The sequence below is a fragment of the Acinetobacter sp. AOR34_HL genome (assembly GCF_027854795.1).
Taxonomy (GTDB): Bacteria; Pseudomonadota; Gammaproteobacteria; order Pseudomonadales; family Moraxellaceae; genus Acinetobacter; species Acinetobacter junii.
On the sequence record NZ_JAKTID010000073.1, the window covers coordinates 1 to 19,021 of the forward strand.

The window sequence follows — 19,021 nt, forward strand, 5'->3', positions numbered from 1 at the left end:
AAACAATATGGCTTTTGATAAAATAGAGGTATGAAAATAACGCTACAAATCAAATGTCCTACCTGTCTAAGTAACAATATAAAGAGAAATGGCATCAAAGTAGATGGGAAACAAAACCATCAATGCAAAGATTGCAAACGTCAGTTTATTGGTGATCATGCATTAAGCTATCAAGGGTGTAACTCAGGTATTACCGGCAAGATATTACATTTAATGGTCAGAGGAAACGGTGTAAGAGATATTGCTGAAGTCGAGCGTATCAGCATTGGCAAGGTATTACGAACCTTAAGTGAATCGATCTATCAGATTCAGCCTAAACAAAGCAACTACGAATGTCTTGAAGTCGATGAACTCTGGACTTTTGTAGGGAATAAGAAAAATAAACAATGGCTTATTTATGCCTACCATCGAGAATCTGGAGAAATTGTTGCTTATGTTTGGGGTAAGCGGGATTTAGCAACGGTTCAACGTCTTAAAGCTAGACTTAAAAAGCTTGGGGTTCAATATGCTCGAATTGCGAGTGATCCCTGGGATAGTTTTATCACAGCATTTCAATGTTGCAAGCAAGTGATCGGTAAGTTTTTTACCGTCGGTATTGAAGGTAACAACTGTAGAATTCGTCATCGAATCAGGCGTGGATTTAGGAGAAGTTGCAACTTTTCTAAAAAGCTCGAAAATCATTTTAAAGCCTTTGATTTGACTTTCTTTTACCTTAATAACGGATTTGTTTAACGCCAGCATACTTTTTGAAACACCACCCATTTTTATAATCTCTGAAATCCTTTTCTCAAGTTTTATTTAACTTGAAGTGACCTACATATTTATAATTATTTTGAAGTTACTAGATCGTTTGGTTACTACCAAATGATTTATATGAATCTATCCATATGAAATAGATTCATTATTTATAACTCAAATAAAGACACTTACCACAAGTAAGTATCTTTAAATATGTGGCTATTCTGTTTGAGCCCATTGAAAAGTCGTTCTCTTGTATTCTATCCCTTCTAAATCATAAACCTGATAAATCGTATCGTATAAAGACTGGATATCTTCACTGTTATCCATGGCTCTTGCTGTAATAAAAATCGGACTGACTGCACCACTATCTAGGATTGGAATATAAAGTAAATGTGGGAATCGAATGGTATCGGCACTAGCAGGAATGACACATAAGCCTTCTCCAGCAGCTACCAAACCTAAAGCCAATTGAATTTCTCGTAATTCACGGACATTTTTCGGCACCAAACTATGCTCAGCAAAAATATTTAAAAGTTGGCTTGAAAAATTAGGTTTTGGTGTATTTGGATAAACAAATAATTTTTCATCAACCAAATCTGCTAAATGCACTCCCTCGACGCGTTGAGCAATTGGATGACTTGAATGGGCTGCAACAACTAGTCTTTCTTTGCGCAAAAGTACTCTTTTTACAGCAGGATCGCTGATTCTCAATCGACCAAACCCAACATCTATTCGCCCTTCTTTGAGTGCTTGAAGTTGCTCAGTGGTACTGAGTTCTATCAACTGAATATTTAAATGTGGGTGTTGTTGGCGGTAGAGATAAATAATTCTAGGTAATAAACCAAATAATAATGAGCCTACAAAACCAATGGTTAAGGTTCGCTCAATCAAACCAATCCGCTTCGTCATACTCTTAACTTCTTCCGCATTAGACAAAAGTTTTAAGGCATGTTGGTACAAAAATTGACCTGCGGTTGTGGTTTGAAGTGGTCTACTTCCTCGTTCAAAAAGCTGCACACCTAGTTCATTTTCAAGGTTTTGAATTTGCCGACTTAAAGGTGGCTGTGCGATGAACAGCCGTTCTGCTGCTTTGGTAAAGCTTTGCTCTTCCACCACTGCGACAAAATAGCGTAAATATCTGAGTTCCATTCCTTATCTCCATACCTAATAGGTATAAAAAAATACATATTCAGTCTTAGACACAGTTTAATCATTCTTTTAAGGTATAGGAAGAGCATAAAGAACCAGTGATGGTGTGAAATGTACAAAACAATCGAAACCATATTAGTCGATATCCCAACGATACGTCCACATAAGCTATCTGTGACGACCATGCAAACCCAAACCTTGGTATTGGTCAAAATCACAACAACGGATGGTCTTGTGGGTTGGGGTGAAGCGACCACGATTGGTGGACTTAATTATGGTGAAGAAAGCCCTGAAAGTGTCAAAGCAAATATCGATACTTATTTTGCCCCGCTCTTATTGTCGATCAAATCTTCAATAAATGTGGCTCAAACACTCAAATTGATTCGTAAAAGTATCAATGGCAATCGCTTTGCAAAATGTGCCATTCAAACTGCGCTCTTGGATATTCAAGCGAAACAACTCAATTTGCCACTAAGCGAAGTATTGGGTGGTCGTCTTCGTGATCGTCTCCCTGTGCTTTGGACTTTGGCTTCGGGTGATACTGAAAAAGACATCGCTGAAGCACAGAAAATGATTGAGCTCAAACGCCACAATATTTTCAAGTTAAAAATCGGTTCCAATCCTGTGCAACACGATGTTGATCATGTGATTGCCATCAAAAAAGCTTTAGGACCTGAAATCAGTATTCGTGTTGATGTAAATCGTGCTTGGTCAGAATTGGAATGTATCCAAGGTATTCAACAGTTGCAGGATGGCGGCATTGATTTGATCGAACAGCCTTGTGCGATTGAACAAACTCAAGTGTTGGCTCGCCTCACTCAACGTTTTGATGTGGCCATTATGGCAGATGAAGCTTTGACAGGTCCTGACAGTGCTTATCGTTTAGCGAAGCAGCATGCGGCAGATGTTTTTGCTGTGAAAGTTGAGCAATCAGGTGGTCTGATCGAGGCTTGTGAAGTGGCCAAAATCGCTAAGTTGGCGGGAATTGATCTGTATGGCGGCACTATGTTGGAAGGTCCAATCGGCAGCATCGCTTCGGCGCATGCCTTTAGTACTTTTGACAGCCTTGCCTTTGGTACAGAGTTATTTGGTCCTCTCTTACTGACTAAAGACATTTTAAAAACACCATTGCGTTATGAAAATTTTGAATTGGTGGTGCCAAATACTGCAGGTCTAGGCATCGATATTGACGAAGACAAAATCGAGCAGTTGCGTCGTAAGGCTTAAGGGAGAAAGCACATGTTATTTCAGGTTCGTATGGATGTGCATCTTCCTGTGGAGATGCCTGCTGAACAAGCCAATCAGATTAAAGCGGTTGAGAAAGCTTATTCGCAAGATCTACAGCGTCAAGGTAAGTGGCGTCATATTTGGCGGATTACAGGACAGTATTCAAACATCAGTATTTTTGATGTCGAAAGCAACGAAGAGCTACACAACATTTTACAGGGCTTGCCCTTGTACCCCTACATGGACATTGAAGTGATGGCATTGAATCGTCATCCCTCTTCGATCCGTGAGGATGATCGTTAATTCACAACACCCCATCGTCACTCGACAGCGTCATCACATGCTCAGAGTGTCGTAGAGATAAGGACAGTGGTACGGCATAACGGATTGAATGACTCTCCGTTTCCCCACCACCTACGCGAGATGCATAGTTAAGGAGAAATCATATGAATCGTCAGGATATTGATGCATTAGTGAAAAAAATGAATGTTGATACTGCTACAGGTGCAGTCGATCAACGTGTTCAAAGCATCGTGGTACGTTTATTGGGAGATTTATTCCAAGCAATTGAGGATTTGGATATCCAAGCTTCAGAAGTGTGGAAAGGTCTAGAATATTTTACAGATGCAGCTCAAGCCAATGAATTGGGCTTACTCGCTGCGGGCTTAGGTCTAGAGCATTATTTAGATTTGCGTGCTGATGAAGCCGATGCCAAAGCAGGTGTTTCTGGTGGTACGCCACGTACGATTGAAGGCCCACTGTATGTTGCGGGTGCACCTGAGTCTGTAGGTTTCGCCCGTATGGACGATGGTTCTGAATCAGACAAAATCGATACTTTAATTATCGAAGGTACAGTGATGGATACAGACGGCAATATCATCGAAGGTGCCAAAGTTGAAATGTGGCATGCGAATAGTTTGGGGAACTATTCTTTCTTTGATAAGTCTCAATCTGATTTCAATTTACGTCGCACCATTCTTTCTGATGTGAACGGTAAATATGTGGCTTTGACCACCATGCCTGTAGGTTATGGTTGCCCACCTGAAGGAACGACTCAGTTTGTTCTGAATAAGTTAGGTCGTCATGGTAACCGCCCTTCGCATGTTCATTATTTTGTTTCTGCACCGGGTTTCCGTAAGTTAACGACACAGTTCAATATCGAAGGCGACAAGTACCTGTGGGATGACTTTGCTTTTGCAACACGTGATGGTCTTGTAGCGACTGCTGTCGATGTCACTGATGAGGCTGAAATTCAACGTCGTGGTTTAGATAAACCATTCAAACACATCACTTTCAACATCGAATTAGTTAAAGAAGCGGCTTCTGCACCTTCTACTGAAGTTGATCGTCGTCGTGCATCTGCATAAGCAAGCGTAATTTAGGAACCGAGTTATTGAAATTTAATCAAATAACTCGGGGCTTCCTCCTTAGGAAAGTCGGAGAACGGACATGCCAAAAATTCCAGTAATCAACACGACGCATCTTGATCGAATTGATGAATTGCTTGTTGATAATGAAGAAACAGGTGAATACAAACTTCATCGTTCAGTATTCACAGATCAAGCGATGTTTGATCTTGAAATGAAATATATTTTTGAAGGCAATTGGGTCTATCTAGCTCACGAAAGTCAAATTCCAAAAAATAATGACTTTTATACGACTTATATTGGTCGTCAACCAATCATTATTGCTCGCAATCGTAATGGCGAATTAAATGCCATGATTAATGCTTGTTCACATCGTGGTGCACAACTCTGTCGCCATAAACGTGGCAATAAAGCGACTTATACGTGCCCTTTCCATGGTTGGACATTTAACAACTCAGGTAAATTGCTCAAAGTTAAAGACCCTACCGATGCGGGTTATTCTGACTGTTTTAACCAAGATGGCTCACACGATTTAAAGAAAGTTGCGAAGTTTGAAAGTTATAAAGGTTTCTTATTCGGTAGTTTGAATCCTGATGTTCCCTCTTTGAAAGAGTTTCTTGGGGAAACAACTAAGATTATTGACATGATCGTTGGTCAATCAGAACAAGGTTTAGAAGTATTACGCGGCTCTTCAACCTATACCTATGAGGGTAACTGGAAGCTCACCGCTGAAAATGGTGCTGATGGTTATCACGTATCTGCCGTGCATTGGAACTATGCAGCTACTACACAACATCGTAAAGAAACTGAAGCTGGAGATAACATCCGTGCAATGAGCGCTGGTTCTTGGGGTAAACAAGGCGGTGGATCATATGGTTTCGAGCATGGTCATATGTTGTTGTGGACTCAGTGGGCAAATCCAGAAGATCGTCCAAACTATCCAAAAGCAGATGAATACACCGAGAAATTTGGTGCTGCAATGTCTAAATGGATGATTGAGCGTTCGCGAAATTTATGTCTTTACCCAAATGTTTATTTGATGGATCAGTTCGGTTCACAGATTCGTGTGCTTCGCCCACTCAGCGTCAATAAGACCGAAGTGACCATTTACTGTATCGCACCAGTTGGTGAAGAGCCTGAAGCGCGTGCTCGTCGTATTCGTCAATATGAAGATTTCTTTAATGCTTCTGGAATGGCGACACCTGATGATTTGGAAGAGTTCCGCGCATGCCAAGCAGGTTATGCAGGCTTAGAGCTGGAATGGAATGATATGTGCCGTGGTTCAAAACATTGGATACATGGACCCGATGATGCAGCAAATGAAATTGGTTTAAAACCTAAATTAAGTGGCATCAAAACTGAAGATGAAGGCTTATATCTAGCTCAGCATCAGTATTGGTTAAAGTCGATGAAGAATGCTATCGCAACTGAGAAAAAGTTAGCTGAAAGCCAAATTTAGGAAGATGCCAAATGAACACAACAACTCAAGCAACTTTAGAAAATATTGCTCAGTTTCTTTATCGTGAAGCACGTTTTCTAGACGATGAACAATGGGATGAATGGTTAAGTTGTTATTCACCAGAGGCTTCTTTTTGGATGCCTGCATGGGATGACGACGATCAGTTAACTGAAGATCCACAGTCTGAAATTTCACTGATTTATTACCCAAACCGTCAAGGTTTAGAAGATCGTGTATTTCGTATCAAAACAGAACGTTCATCAGCAACGATGCCAGATACACGGACCAGCCACAATATTAGCAATATTGAGGTGCTCGAACGTGATGGAGACAAAGTCACTGTTCGGTTTAATTGGAACACATTGAGTTTTCGCTACAAAACCAACTACAGCTATTTTGGTATGTCTCGTTATGTGATCGATTTTTCTAACGAACAACCAAAAATCATCAGCAAATATGTGGTGTTAAAGAACGATTATATCAATCAAGTGATTGATATCTATCATCTCTAACCAGTAAGCCCAGCCAAATGGAATTTTGGTTGGGTAAGCGAGATCAAAATTTTTAAATAGGATGATTGCCATGTCTAACCATAATGTAGCACTTCAATTTGAAGATGGTGTGACCCGTTTTATTACAGTTACACAAGGTGAAACTTTATCTGACGCAGCCTATCGTCAGAAGATCAATATCCCTTTGGATTGCCGAGATGGTGCATGTGGTACATGTCGTGCATTCTGTGAATCTGGTAGTTATAACATGCCAGAAGAAACTTATATCGAAGATGCTTTAACACCTGAAGAAGCTGAACAAGGCTACATACTTGCTTGCCAGTGTCGTCCTACTTCGGATGCAGTTTTCCAAATTCAAGCATCATCTGATGTTTGTAAGACTGAAATTCATAGCTTTCAAGGCACTTTATCACGTGTCGAAAACCTATCTGACTCAACGATTACATTTGATATTCAACTAAATGATGGTCAACCTGAAATTCACTTCTTAGCTGGTCAATATGTAAATGTCGGTATTCCAGGAACATCTGAAACACGTTCATATTCATTTAGTTCAAAACCAGGCAATCGTTTAACGGGTTTTGTGGTGCGTAATGTCCCAAATGGTCAAATGAGCGAATTTTTGAGTAAGAATGCAAAAGCTGGTGACAAAATGCACTTCACAGGTCCATTTGGAAGCTTCTATTTACGTCCTGTCACTAAACCCGTTTTGATGCTCGCAGGTGGAACTGGTATTGCCCCTTTTATGTCAATGCTTCAAGTACTTGAAGAAAAGGGTTCAGATCACCCTATTCGTTTAGTTTTCGGTGTGACAAATGACTTTGATCTTGTCGCAATAGAAAAGTTAGATGAATTGCAAAGTAAGTATCCTTGGTTTGAATATCGAACGGTTGTTGCACATCCTGAAAGTCAACATGAGCGCAAAGGCTATGTAACAGGTCATATTGAAAATGATTGGCTTAACAATGGTGATGTTGACGTATACCTCTGTGGGCCAGTACCAATGGTTGAAGCTGTTCGTAGTTGGTTAGATCAAGAAGGAATTAAACCTGCCAATTTCTTATTTGAAAAATTTTCTGCAAATTAATCAAATCGGAGATCAGCATGATATTTCAAGATAGATTTAAGAACAAAATCGTCATCGTAACGGGTGCTGCTCAAGGGATTGGACGTAGCGTTGCAATTCGGGTAGCCGCTGAAAATGGATATGTGGTTTTAGCCGATCGTTCAGAGTTGGTCGATGAAGTTGCTTCAGAAATCCGTAGCACAGGTGGTCATGCAATCACAGTACAAGCTGATTTAGAGCGCTATGATGGTGCCCAAGCTGTTGTAGACAAAGCGATTCAGGAATTTGGCCGAGTAGATGTACTCATCAATAATGTTGGCGGTGCGATCTGGATGAAACCCTTTGATGAATTTAGCGAAGAGCAAATTATCAAGGAAATCAATCGTTCTCTGTTTCCAACTTTATGGTGTTGTCGTGCAGTTCTACCTGAAATGTTGAAGCATCAATATGGGGTCATCGTCAACGTATCGTCTATCGCTACCCGTGGTATCAATCGTATTCCATATTCGGCAGCTAAAGGCGGTGTAAATGCACTTACCGCATCTTTGGCTTTTGAACATGCCAAAAATGGCATCAGAGTGAATGCGATTGCTACGGGTGGAACAGACGCTCCACCACGTAAAGTACCTCGTAATTCAACTCCACTTAGCGAAGATGAAAAAGTTTGGATGCAACAGGTTGTAGATCAAACCAAAGAAAGAAGTCTGATGGGACGATATGGAACTATCGATGAACAGGTAAATGCCATTCTTTTTCTAGCATCTGAAGAGTCGTCTTATATGACTGGCAGTGTAATTGCAGTTGGTGGTGGTGATCAGGGTTAATTCTGATCTAAACAGCAGGAAATCTTGCAAGGAGGCGCTATGACTAACCTGTTGACGAGTTTAAAAAATGATTGGTCTATTTCAGCAACTATTGCAGGATTTTTAGCGGTTCTGATTTCATATTCTGGTCCGCTTATTATCTTTTTCCAAGCAGCACAAAAAGCCAATATCTCAACAGAAATGATGATTTCATGGATTTGGGGCATATCAATTGGTGCTGCTGTTGCTGGAATTTATCTTTCAATTCGTTATAAAACCCCTGTCATCACAGCATGGTCAGCTCCTGGTACGGCATTATTGGTTTCACTGTTTCCAAATATCTCTTTGAATGAAGTTGTTGCAGCTTATATCACTTCAGCGATTGTCATTTTTATAGTTGGAGCGACAGGATATTTTGACAAATTGCTGAAATGGATTCCTCAAGGAATCGCAGCAGGCATGATGGCAGGAATTTTATTTCAATTTGGGCTCGGATTATTTGTAGCAACGGATTCCATGCCTTTGATCGTTTTCAGCATGTTGCTTTGTTATTTATTAGCAAAACGATATTCACCTCGTTATACCATGCTGTGGGTTTTGTTGTGTGGTGTTTCACTCAGCTTAATTTGGGGAAAAATGAATCCTGTTGAAATGCAGTTTAGTTTTGCTATTCCTCATTTCATTTATCCAGAATGGACTTGGCACTCTACATTTAACTTGGCTTTACCTTTAATTCATGTGAGTCTGACAGGACAGTTTTTGCCAGGTATGGCAATTATGAAACTGAGTGGCTATGACACCCCTGCTAAACCGATTATTACAGCATCAAGCATCGCTTCACTCGCAGTCGCATGTGTAGGTGGAATTACGATTGTACTTGCTGCAATTACTGCTGCTCTATGTATGGGTAAAGATGCTCATGAACTCAAAGAGAAGCGTTATATCGCAGGTGTTGCCAATGGTATTTTCTATATTTTAGGTGGCTTATTTGCTGGCAGTATTGTCATGCTCTTTAGCCTTCTTCCCAAAGAACTCATCGCAGCTTTAGCAGGATTAGCTCTGCTTGGGGCGATTGGGACAAATGTCATGATTGCGATGAAAGATGATCATCAGCGCGATGCAGCATTAATCACATTTCTTGCAACGGTTTCAGGAATGCACTTTCTTGGACTTAGCTCAGTTTTTTGGGGCATCTGTATCGGTGTTATCGCCCAGATTCTTTTAAATCCTCACGCCCACCCAAATACTGTGATGACCCAGTCATCTTCTGAAAAATAGATCAGCAAGACTTGATTGTAGGATGAATTTATTATGATCGACAAATCACAAGCTTCACTGGTTGAAGCACTCTCCCAAATCCAAGATGGCTCAACCATTATGATTGGTGGTTTTGGAACTGCAGGACAACCTGCTGAACTCATCGATGCTCTGATTGAACTCGGGGTTAAAGACCTTGTCATCGTCAATAACAATGCAGGCAATGGCGATTATGGTCTTGCCAAACTCCTAAAAACAGGTGCAGTCCGTAAAATCATCTGCTCTTTCCCTCGTCAGGCGGATTCATGGGTGTTCGATGAACTCTACCATGCAGGCAAGATCGAATTAGAACTCGTCCCACAAGGTAATCTCGCTTGCCGTATCCAAGCTGCTGGGATGGGTTTAGGGGCAGTATTCACCCCAACTGGCTTCGGAACATTATTGGCAGAAGGCAAAGAAACCCGTCATATCGATGGCAAAGACTATGTATTGGAATATCCAATCAAAGCTGACTTTGCCTTAATCAAAGCTCACAAAGGCGATCGTTGGGGCAATTTAGTTTTTAATAAATCGGCACGTAACTTTGGACCGATCATGGCCATGGCTGCAGATGTCACCATCGCTCAAGTTTCTGAAGTAGTAGAACTCGGTCAGCTTGATCCTGAACACATTATTACCCCAGGGATTTTTGTTCAGCATGTGGTTGCTGTTAAAGCAACATCACCTGTCGCTGCACAATAAGGAGAATAACAATGAGCTATCAAAAACTCAGCCGTGACCAAATTGCAGAACGTGTTGCACAAGATATTCCTGATGGTGCCTATGTCAATTTAGGTATTGGCTTACCCACTAAGATTTCAAATTACTTACCTGCGGATAAAGATGTTTTTCTGCATTCTGAAAATGGTTTATTGGCATTTGGCCCACCACCAGCCACAGGCGAAGAAGATCCTGAGCTGATTAATGCAGGCAAAGAGTATGTGACCATGCTCACAGGGGGATGCTTTTTCCATCACGGGGATTCCTTTGCCATGATGCGTGGGGGTCATTTAGATATTGCAGTACTGGGTGCATTCCAAGTCGCAGCCAACGGTGATCTTGCCAATTGGCATACAGGTGCAGCTGATGCGATTCCTGCTGTGGGTGGTGCAATGGATTTGGCTGTAGGTGCAAAGAAAGTGTTTATCACCACCGATCATGTCACCAAACAAGGTGAACCGAAGATTGTTGAAGAGCTGTCTTATCCTGCAACAGGTCTGAAATGTGTTGATCGTATCTATACCGATCTGTGTGTGATTGATGTGACCACAGAAGGTTTAAAAGTGATTGAGAAAGTGGATGGTCTGAGTTTTGAAGAACTACAGGCTTTGACGGGTGCTCAGTTGATTAATGCGACACAGGGTTAATGTTTACCAGCAACTAATTACGGGTTAAAGCAAAAGCTTTTTGTATAGGCGGCATCTTACTTTTTAACGATAAAAAGTAACAAAAATCCTTTGTTACTCAGACACAACATCCGTGTTGTGCTGAGTAACGAGGCGACATCCATGTCGCCACCGCGAAATACTGATTGGAATGATTTAAATGCAGTTTTTTACTCACTTATATTTAGATTTTTTCCCGTACTTAACTATCGTGACAGGCGACATGGATGTCGCCCGTTGGACAGGGAGGCAAGGAAGTCTCCTCTGTTCAACAATTGGTTTTGTCACTTTTGCCCTGTCAAAAGTGAGGCATTGCCTACGCAAAGGAAGTATGACTGAACCCGTAATTTGTGGCAGTGGTCCCAACAGATTGAAATATGGAAGCGTAAGACTATGAAAAATGCATACATCATTGATGCCATTCGTACCCCCTTTGGACGTTATGCAGGTGGTTTAGCCCCTGTACGTGCAGATGACCTTGGTGCAGTTCCAATTCAAGCCTTAATGCAACGTAATCCAACGGTCGATTGGCAACAGGTGGATGATGTGATTTACGGCTGTGCCAATCAAGCGGGTGAAGACAACCGTAATGTGGGGCGTATGTCCGCATTATTGGCTGGCTTGCCTTATCAAGTCCCTGCAACCACAGTGAACCGTTTATGTGGTTCATCTTTAGATGCGATTGCCATGGCTGCACGTGCGATTAAAGCAGGCGAAGCAAATCTCATCATTGCGGGTGGTGTCGAGAGCATGAGCCGTGCACCCTATGTGATGGGTAAATCGGACAGTGCTTTTGGTCGTAGTCAAAAGATTGAAGACACCACCATGGGTTGGCGTTTTATTAATCCAAAGCTCAAAGAAATGTATGGTGTAGACACCATGCCACAGACTGCAGAGAACGTGGCAGAACAATTTAAGATTAATCGGATCAATCAAGACCAGTTTGCCTTGGTGAGCCAACAACGTACAGCAGCAGCGCAAGCCAAAGGCTTTTTTAAACACGAAATCGTTGCTGTCACGATCCCACAACGTAAAGGTGATGCAGTCGTTATCGATACCGATGAACACCCACGTGCATCGACCACGATTGAAGCATTGACGAAACTCAAAGGTGTGGTGAAAGCAGATGGCACAGTCACTGCGGGTAACGCTTCAGGTATTAACGATGGTGCAGCAGCACTATTGATTGCCTCAGATGATGCGGTTGCTCAATATCAACTTAAACCACGTGCCAAAATCATTGCCGCCACTACGGTGGGTGTTGAACCCCGCATTATGGGTTTTGCCCCTGCGCCTGCAATCAAAAAGTTACTCAAACAAGCCAATCTGACTTTAGAACAAATGGATGTGATTGAGTTAAACGAAGCCTTTGCAGCTCAAGCTCTAGCGGTGACTCGTGATTTAGGTTTGGCAGATGATGATGCGCGTATCAATCCAAATGGTGGAGCAATCGCTTTAGGTCATCCACTCGGTGCATCGGGTGCGAGATTGGTAACGACCGCGCTGAACCAACTTGAACAGATCAAGGGACAATATGCTTTGTGTTCGATGTGTATCGGTGTGGGTCAAGGGATTGCTTTGATTATTCAGCGTGTTGATCTAGATACAGGAGAACAGTAATGCCGATGTTCCAATCCGCAGATGTCATGATTCATTATCAGACCTTTGGTGATGCAAATGCCCCTGCTCTGGTGTTCTCCAATTCCCTAGGTACGAATTTTGGGATGTGGCAACAGCAGTTTAATTTTTTTAAAGATCGCTTTTTTGTGATTTGTTATGACACTCGTGGTCATGGTTCATCTTCTACCCCAACTGGTCCTTACACGTTGCAGCAGTTAGGTGAAGATGTGATTGCTTTACTTGATCATTTGAAGATTGAAAAAGCTGCCTTTTGTGGAATTTCAATGGGCGGTCTAACTGGACAATCGTTAGCGATTCATTATCCATCGCGTTTTAGTCATGTGATTATTGCCAATACCGCAGCGAAGATTGGACAGGAACAAGCATGGCAAGATCGTGCCGAACTGGTACGAAAGCAAGGTTTAGAACCAATTGCTGCAACCGCAGCATCTCGTTGGTTTACCGATCCCTTTATCCAAAGTCATCCTTCAGTTGTCAGCCACCTATGTAACGACTTAAGTGCTGGCAGTGCACTGGGCTATGCCAATTGTTGTGAGGCTTTGGCTAAAGCGGATCTTCGTGATGAACTAAAACAAATCACGATACCTGTTTTAATTATTGCAGGAATTCATGATCCAGTGACCACTGTTACAGATGCTGAATGGATGTTGCAACACATACCAAAGGCTCAGTTGGTTGAAATTAATGCTTCACATATTTCAAACGTTGAAGCACCTGTTGAGTTTAATCAGTATATAAATCAATTTATTTAATATACCTATTGTTATAAAAAAGCAGAGTATAAAATACTCTGCTTTTTGTCGTCTAAAATTTAGATAGAAAATAGTAAATTCAATACCTTAAAGACATAAAGATATATCAATTTAGTTTTTGACTGAATCCCCATAACAAAATAGTTTAAACATTAATAAAACAAAGCTTCACAAATTGGAGGTGAAGGATGTATATGGAAAAAGTCAATATCAATGAAACAATTGATAATGCCAAATTTAGTTTATTTCATTGGAAGGTTTTAGTTTGGTGCTTACTAATTATTATTTTCGACGGCTATGATTTGGTTATTTACGGTGTTGCATTACCATTATTAATGCAGCAATGGTCATTAACGGCTGTACAAGCAGGATTATTAGCAAGTGCTGCCCTATTTGGAATGATGTTTGGTGCAATGATATTCGGCACATTATCAGATCGTTTAGGAAGAAAGAAAACCATCATGATCTGTGTCACTTTATTTAGTGGTTTTACATTTCTAGGGGCTTTTGCAACCAATCCCGTTGAATTTGCAATTTTAAGATTCATAGCAGGATTAGGTATAGGTGGCGTAATGCCAAACGTTGTTGCATTAATGACGGAATATGCACCTAAAAAAATTCGAAGTACTTTAGTCGCAATTATGTTTAGCGGCTATGCTATTGGTGGTATGACTTCAGCATTATTAGGTGCTTGGTTGGTAAAAGATATGGGATGGCAAATCATGTTCCTGATTGCAGGGATTCCATTGTTATTATTACCGATCATATGGAAATTTTTGCCAGAATCCTTAGCATTCCTCATCAAGTCTAAGAATAATCAACAAGCAGAACAGATTATTGCAAAACTCGATCCCAACACCGAGATTAACTCAAAAACACAGCTCATCTTTAATGAAAATATCCATACGGAAGCCCCTGTCCGAGCATTATTCCAAGATGGTCGTGCATTTAGTACATTCATGTTTTGGATCGCTTTCTTTATGTGCCTATTAATGGTGTACGCATTGGGAAGTTGGTTACCTAAATTGATGTTGCAAGCAGGATATTCTTTAGGCGCAAGTATGCTGTTCTTATTTGCATTGAACATTGGCGGTATGGTTGGTGCAATTGGAGGCGGTGCTTTAGCAGATCGATTCCATTTAAAACCAGTCATTACCTCAATGTTTGTAATCGGAGCTGCTTCCTTAATACTATTGGGATTCAACAGTCCTCAGATTGTTCTCTATAGCTTAATTGCTTTAGCAGGTGCAGCAACGATTGGTTCACAAATTCTTCTATATACTTTCGTCGCACAATTTTATCCAACTACTGTTCGCTCAACAGGTATGGGCTGGGCATCAGGTATCGGTCGTATAGGTGCAATCATTGGGCCTGTACTTACAGGTGCATTGCTCACTTTTGAACTACCTCATCAAATGAACTTCTTAGCAATTGCAATTCCAGGTGTGATTGCTGCATTTGCGATCTTCCTCGTCAATCTAAAAGTTTCGGTCAATGTACCTGAAAGTTCAAAATCAACTCTTCAAACACAAGCTTCAGTCAACCAGCAATAAGTAATGTTGCGCCGAGGATTGGCGCAACTCAACTCAAAATGGAAATTAATAAATGCATACATTTAAATGTAATAAGCTTATTTTGTCCTCTATTTCACTCATAGGTGGGTTAATTTCAACTTCACTTTGGGCTGATAATGTAAGCGCTAAAGAAGAATGGAAATTTACTTTAAAAAATGCCTACATCAATCGTAATTTTGAGAATGAAGCACTAAAGGATACTGGAAGTTGGTCTCAAGCTGCCTCTTTGTTTTATAACTCACGAATGCTTGAGACACCATTAAGTATTGCCGAAAAACCTTTGACAATCGGTGTGGATGCTTCCGTTCAATATGCTGTAAGATTAAGTTCAGATAAGCATGTGGCTGATACGGTATTACCATTTGATAAAGCGACTCAATCACAAGCTTCCGATTATTTAAAACACAGCGCCACTTTAAAATTAGGTTATGACCAAACCTTGTTGAGTGTTGGTGAGCTTTGGTTAGACTTACCTGTTACTGCCGTAGATACCAGTCGTCAGCTCTTAACATCTTATTGGGGTGCAAACCTTAAGTCACAATTAACTGATCAACTTTACGCAGAAATAGGTCGTGTTGAAAAAGTATCCCCTCGTAATGAAGAAGATTTTCGTAAATTCTCTTTTACTTCAAATGGAAAGACAGAATACTCAGATGGCTTAAATTATATTGATTTACGCTATCAGTTCTCCCCTGATTTAAAGGGAGAATATTATTATGGCAACATGGAGGATTTATACAATAAACATTATTTGGGTTTAGAGCATAATTTGAAAGGAAAAAATTATGTGCTTAATTCGAAATTTAAATATTTTAATGCTCAAGAAGATGGAAATAATTTTAATATTGATGCACAAAATATTGGTTTGTTAGAAACATTAAAATTAAATAACCATACTTTCGGTTTAGGCTATCAGCAAATTATTGGTGAATCTGCCTATCCATTACCAGATGGTTTTCTTCCTGAAACATATTTCATTAATTGGAATGCTACAGGTTTCTTTAAAAAAGATGAAAAGTCATATCATTTTATTTATGGTTATAATTTTAAAGATTATATCCCTGGTTTTAATGCAGCCGTAAAATATGTTTATGGTGACAATTTTGAAACGACTGATAGTAAAAAAAATCATGAAAGTGAGTCTAATATTATCTTGAACTATGCTTTTCAACAGCCCTATCTCAAAGGTTTGGCATTGCAATATATTCGAATTGATTATGATGTGAAGCATGGAAATGATTTTGGTGAGGATCGAATGTTTGTAAACTACACTCATAAATTCTAAAGACTTAAAACTTGTATAGGGATACTCAACTTTATGTAGCGTATCCCTTTTATTTTTAAAACAATATTTTGGTAGGTATTTGGTAGGTAGGAAATTTTTTTAAGCACTCCATACTAAGTTCAAGGTGTAACTCACCTGAATAACAAACAATGGAAAATGGAAGAAGGAATCACTCCATGGCTTTTAAAAATATTGCAGATCAAACAAACGGTTTTTATATCCCTTGCGTTTCTCTCTTTGGTCCAGGCTGTGCAAAAGAGATTGGAACGAAAGCACAAAATCTCGGTGCAAAAAAAGCATTAATCGTTACAGACGAAGGTCTATTTAAATTTGGTGTAGCAGATACTATTTCAGGATATTTGAAAGAAGCTGGTGTAGATAGCCACATCTTTCCAGGTGCAGAGCCTAACCCAACAGATATTAATGTTCACAACGGTGTTAAAGCCTACAACGACAATGGATGTGATTTTATCGTTTCATTAGGTGGCGGTTCATCACACGATTGTGCGAAAGGGATTGGTCTTGTAACTGCTGGCGGCGGACATATTCGTGATTATGAAGGAATTGATAAAAGTACAGTTCCGATGACTCCCTTGATTGCAATCAATACTACAGCAGGTACAGCCTCAGAAATGACGCGTTTCTGCATCATTACCAACACAGATACTCATGTCAAAATGGCAATCGTAGACTGGCGTTGTACACCTCTGATTGCAATTGATGACCCTAAGCTTATGGTTGCAAAACCTGCAGGTTTAACGGCAGCTACAGGAATGGATGCATTAACTCATGCCGTCGAAGCTTATGTCTCTACTGCTGCAAATCCAATTACAGATGCCTGTGCTGAGAAAGCCATTACTATGATCAGTCAATGGTTACGCCCTGCTGTAGCAAATGGTGAAAATATCGAAGCACGCGATGCAATGAGCTATGCACAATATCTAGCGGGTATGGCATTTAATAATGCATCTCTAGGTTATGTCCATGCAATGGCACATCAGCTTGGTGGGTTCTACAATCTTCCTCATGGCGTATGTAATGCGGTGCTTTTACCACATGTATGCGAATTTAATTTAATCGCTTGCCAAGATCGTTATGCAAAAATTGCAGAGTTAATGGGCGTTAATGTTGAAGGTTTCACTGAAACAGAAGCTGCATTTGCCGCAATTGATGCGATTCGTGAACTCTCATCATCAATTGGCATCCCATCAGGATTAACTGAACTTGGTGTGAAAACTGAAGACTTGGCAATAATGGCTGAAAATGCTCAAAAAGATGCATGTATGCTGACCAACCCACGTAAAGCAACACATGCTCAAGTGGTAGAAATTTTTAAAGCTGCTTTATAACGCTTTCCTCTCAAAAGTAAGCCAGAACTCCGAGACTTGGCTTACTTTTTTGTGGGAATATTAAAATGGTTATATTCCCACTTTTTTGTATAAATTAAAATTCAAAGTAAACAATGATTTATTTATTTTTTTGATCTTTCTAGAGAACATCGAGTTCTTTTTCAGGCAAAGCAAATTTCATTTTTTAATTAACGCTAGATAATTCTAATCTCAAATATTCAATCAATATACGTCTTTAAACTTACTCAAAGATAAGCGTGCAGGATGTTCGCTAGGGAACAATTCCATTAGACGTTCTACAGCATCGATTGCTTCTGGGAAATGGGCCACATGTTTAAGGAGTAGGTCTGTTTCTTTAGTTTTGAAAATCGCATCACTTAAACGAGACTCAAGACAATCACGCCATGCACATAAAAATGGACTTTCAGTTTTAGAGAGGAAAACACCTTTATATAATTGAAGTGCAGACGCGACATAGCCTGCATCTAAAGCCTGCTCTGCTGACAGAAAATCAGCTTCAACATCAGCCAGTAGACGATATGGGCGAGAACCCAACATACCACCTAAAATATCCCGTAGTTGAGACATTTCTGCTTTGAGCGTACCGATACTCACCTTACGCTCACCATATAATGCTTGATGTAAATTTTCTAGATTTAAGCCATTTGGACATAAGGCTAAAATAACTAATATCTCGACCTGTCTTGGAGTTAATACCAATGATTTATGATTAAAAATAATTTGAGGCGTGGCAAAGGCACGAATATATAAACGTTGGCGCTGTTGTTCGATTAAAGCAGTTTGAATAATAGATGCACATCGTTCAGCAGCCAATACACCGAGTGTATTGTGTTTTTTCCATGTCGTAGATAAATCAACGACACCTAATACCTGTTTTGAATACGGGTCTAAAATTGGTGCTGCATAGCAGACCCAATCATGAATAGACTCCATGTAATGTTCATTTGAGAACACACAACTTGATTGTTGAGTCTTTAAAGAAAGTGCTAGAGCATTGGTTCCGACCATATCTTCAGCCCACTGCCCACCTGCAATAAAATGCACTTTTTCAGCTGCACTTTGCATTTGATTACTAGATGCAGTCCAAATAATCGTACTTCCAACGTCACCTACCGCGATAACCATTGAAGATTGTTCTGCAATATGACTTAGTTCATCGGAACAGGTCTCAAGTGCTAGGTCCAAACTGCTTTTGTTCTTTTTATTTTGACTTAATAGTGGTGCTGCTAAGCGTTCTTTAGGAATCGAGGACGAAACAGATCGCTGCCATGAACTCGCAATACTTTGACCAAGTTTTTCAGCATTTTGTGGCGACAGACTACTTTGTTTTTTTAGCTGATCAACGGACGAACGATGTTGCAATAACTCTTGTTTTGTAAACATTTGTGTATCCC

General features: G+C 40.3%; 18 protein-coding genes. 16 read left to right on the forward strand and 2 right to left on the reverse strand.

Translation table 11 applies throughout. The annotated features are described in order from the left end of the window. Nucleotides 1-30: 30 nt before the first annotated feature. Nucleotides 31-732 carry an IS1 family transposase gene (locus MKL32_RS12030; RefSeq protein WP_262579462.1) on the forward strand — a complete coding sequence of 234 codons (702 nt, stop codon included), beginning with the start codon at nt 31-33 and terminating at the stop codon, nt 730-732. A 225-nt stretch (nt 733-957) separates the two neighbouring features. Here the strand turns inward: MKL32_RS12030 and MKL32_RS12035 are convergent, their stop codons facing one another. After that, the gene (locus MKL32_RS12035; protein ID WP_005402614.1) at nt 958-1,890 is read right to left on the reverse strand and encodes a LysR family transcriptional regulator; all 933 of its coding nucleotides are present in this window, start codon (nt 1,888-1,890) and stop codon (nt 958-960) included. A 111-nt stretch (nt 1,891-2,001) separates the two neighbouring features. On the opposite strand from MKL32_RS12035, the gene MKL32_RS12040 reads away from it, so the two are divergent. The 15 genes from MKL32_RS12040 (at nt 2,002) to mdh (ending at nt 17,606) form a co-directional block, all read left to right on the forward strand. After that, the gene (locus MKL32_RS12040) at nt 2,002-3,117 is read left to right on the forward strand and encodes a muconate/chloromuconate family cycloisomerase (RefSeq protein WP_005402613.1); all 1,116 of its coding nucleotides are present in this window, start codon (nt 2,002-2,004) and stop codon (nt 3,115-3,117) included. A 12-nt stretch (nt 3,118-3,129) separates the two neighbouring features. Beyond that, nucleotides 3,130-3,420, forward strand: a complete 291-nt coding sequence (catC, locus tag MKL32_RS12045) for a muconolactone Delta-isomerase (RefSeq protein ID WP_004911173.1) — start codon at nt 3,130-3,132, stop codon at nt 3,418-3,420. 143 nt (nt 3,421-3,563) lie between these two features. Then, nucleotides 3,564-4,484, forward strand: coding sequence for a catechol 1,2-dioxygenase (catA, locus tag MKL32_RS12050; RefSeq protein WP_005402612.1), 921 nt, complete (start codon nt 3,564-3,566; stop codon nt 4,482-4,484). Between the two features lie 82 nt (nt 4,485-4,566). Continuing rightward, nucleotides 4,567-5,943 carry a benzoate 1,2-dioxygenase large subunit gene (benA, locus tag MKL32_RS12055; RefSeq protein WP_004954312.1) on the forward strand — a complete coding sequence of 459 codons (1,377 nt, stop codon included), beginning with the start codon at nt 4,567-4,569 and terminating at the stop codon, nt 5,941-5,943. Nucleotides 5,944-5,954: 11 nt separating this feature from the next. Then, the gene (gene benB, locus MKL32_RS12060; RefSeq protein ID WP_039047310.1) at nt 5,955-6,455 is read left to right on the forward strand and encodes a benzoate 1,2-dioxygenase small subunit; all 501 of its coding nucleotides are present in this window, start codon (nt 5,955-5,957) and stop codon (nt 6,453-6,455) included. 70 nt (nt 6,456-6,525) lie between these two features. Beyond that, nucleotides 6,526-7,542, forward strand: a complete 1,017-nt coding sequence (benC, locus tag MKL32_RS12065) for a benzoate 1,2-dioxygenase electron transfer component BenC (protein ID WP_270900593.1) — start codon at nt 6,526-6,528, stop codon at nt 7,540-7,542. A gap of 17 nt (nt 7,543-7,559) precedes the next feature. Continuing rightward, a complete protein-coding gene (gene benD / locus MKL32_RS12070; protein WP_087540111.1) occupies nt 7,560-8,345 on the forward strand; it encodes a benzoate diol dehydrogenase BenD in 786 nt (261 codons plus the stop codon). Nucleotides 8,346-8,384: 39 nt separating this feature from the next. Next, complete coding sequence (gene benE / locus MKL32_RS12075; RefSeq protein WP_270900594.1) at nt 8,385-9,602, forward strand: benzoate/H(+) symporter BenE; 1,218 nt, start codon at nt 8,385-8,387, stop codon at nt 9,600-9,602. A 33-nt stretch (nt 9,603-9,635) separates the two neighbouring features. Beyond that, on the forward strand, nt 9,636-10,322 hold the full coding sequence (locus MKL32_RS12080; RefSeq protein WP_087540114.1) for a 3-oxoacid CoA-transferase subunit A: 687 nt from the start codon (nt 9,636-9,638) through the stop codon (nt 10,320-10,322). Between the two features lie 11 nt (nt 10,323-10,333). Further along, nucleotides 10,334-10,987: a 3-oxoacid CoA-transferase subunit B gene (locus MKL32_RS12085; protein ID WP_270900595.1), complete on the forward strand. Its 654-nt coding sequence runs from the start codon at nt 10,334-10,336 to the stop codon at nt 10,985-10,987. A gap of 411 nt (nt 10,988-11,398) precedes the next feature. Next, nucleotides 11,399-12,625, forward strand: coding sequence for a 3-oxoadipyl-CoA thiolase (gene pcaF / locus MKL32_RS12090; protein WP_005402608.1), 1,227 nt, complete (start codon nt 11,399-11,401; stop codon nt 12,623-12,625). Continuing rightward, on the forward strand, nt 12,625-13,398 hold the full coding sequence (pcaD, locus tag MKL32_RS12095; protein WP_005402607.1) for a 3-oxoadipate enol-lactonase: 774 nt from the start codon (nt 12,625-12,627) through the stop codon (nt 13,396-13,398). The genes pcaF and pcaD overlap by 1 nt, the downstream gene beginning before the upstream one ends. A 188-nt stretch (nt 13,399-13,586) precedes the next feature. Further along, nucleotides 13,587-14,951, forward strand: coding sequence for an aromatic acid/H+ symport family MFS transporter (locus MKL32_RS12100; protein ID WP_262579146.1), 1,365 nt, complete (start codon nt 13,587-13,589; stop codon nt 14,949-14,951). Between the two features lie 52 nt (nt 14,952-15,003). After that, a complete protein-coding gene (locus MKL32_RS12105) occupies nt 15,004-16,257 on the forward strand; it encodes an OprD family outer membrane porin (protein ID WP_270900596.1) in 1,254 nt (417 codons plus the stop codon). A 176-nt stretch (nt 16,258-16,433) separates the two neighbouring features. Further along, nucleotides 16,434-17,606 carry an iron-dependent methanol dehydrogenase gene (gene mdh / locus MKL32_RS12110; RefSeq protein WP_004911209.1) on the forward strand — a complete coding sequence of 391 codons (1,173 nt, stop codon included), beginning with the start codon at nt 16,434-16,436 and terminating at the stop codon, nt 17,604-17,606. Nucleotides 17,607-17,828: 222 nt separating this feature from the next. On the opposite strand, the gene MKL32_RS12115 is transcribed toward mdh, so the two are convergent. Further along, nucleotides 17,829-19,010: a transcriptional regulator gene (locus MKL32_RS12115; RefSeq protein ID WP_005402604.1), complete on the reverse strand. Its 1,182-nt coding sequence runs from the start codon at nt 19,008-19,010 to the stop codon at nt 17,829-17,831. Nucleotides 19,011-19,021: the final 11 nt, after the last annotated feature.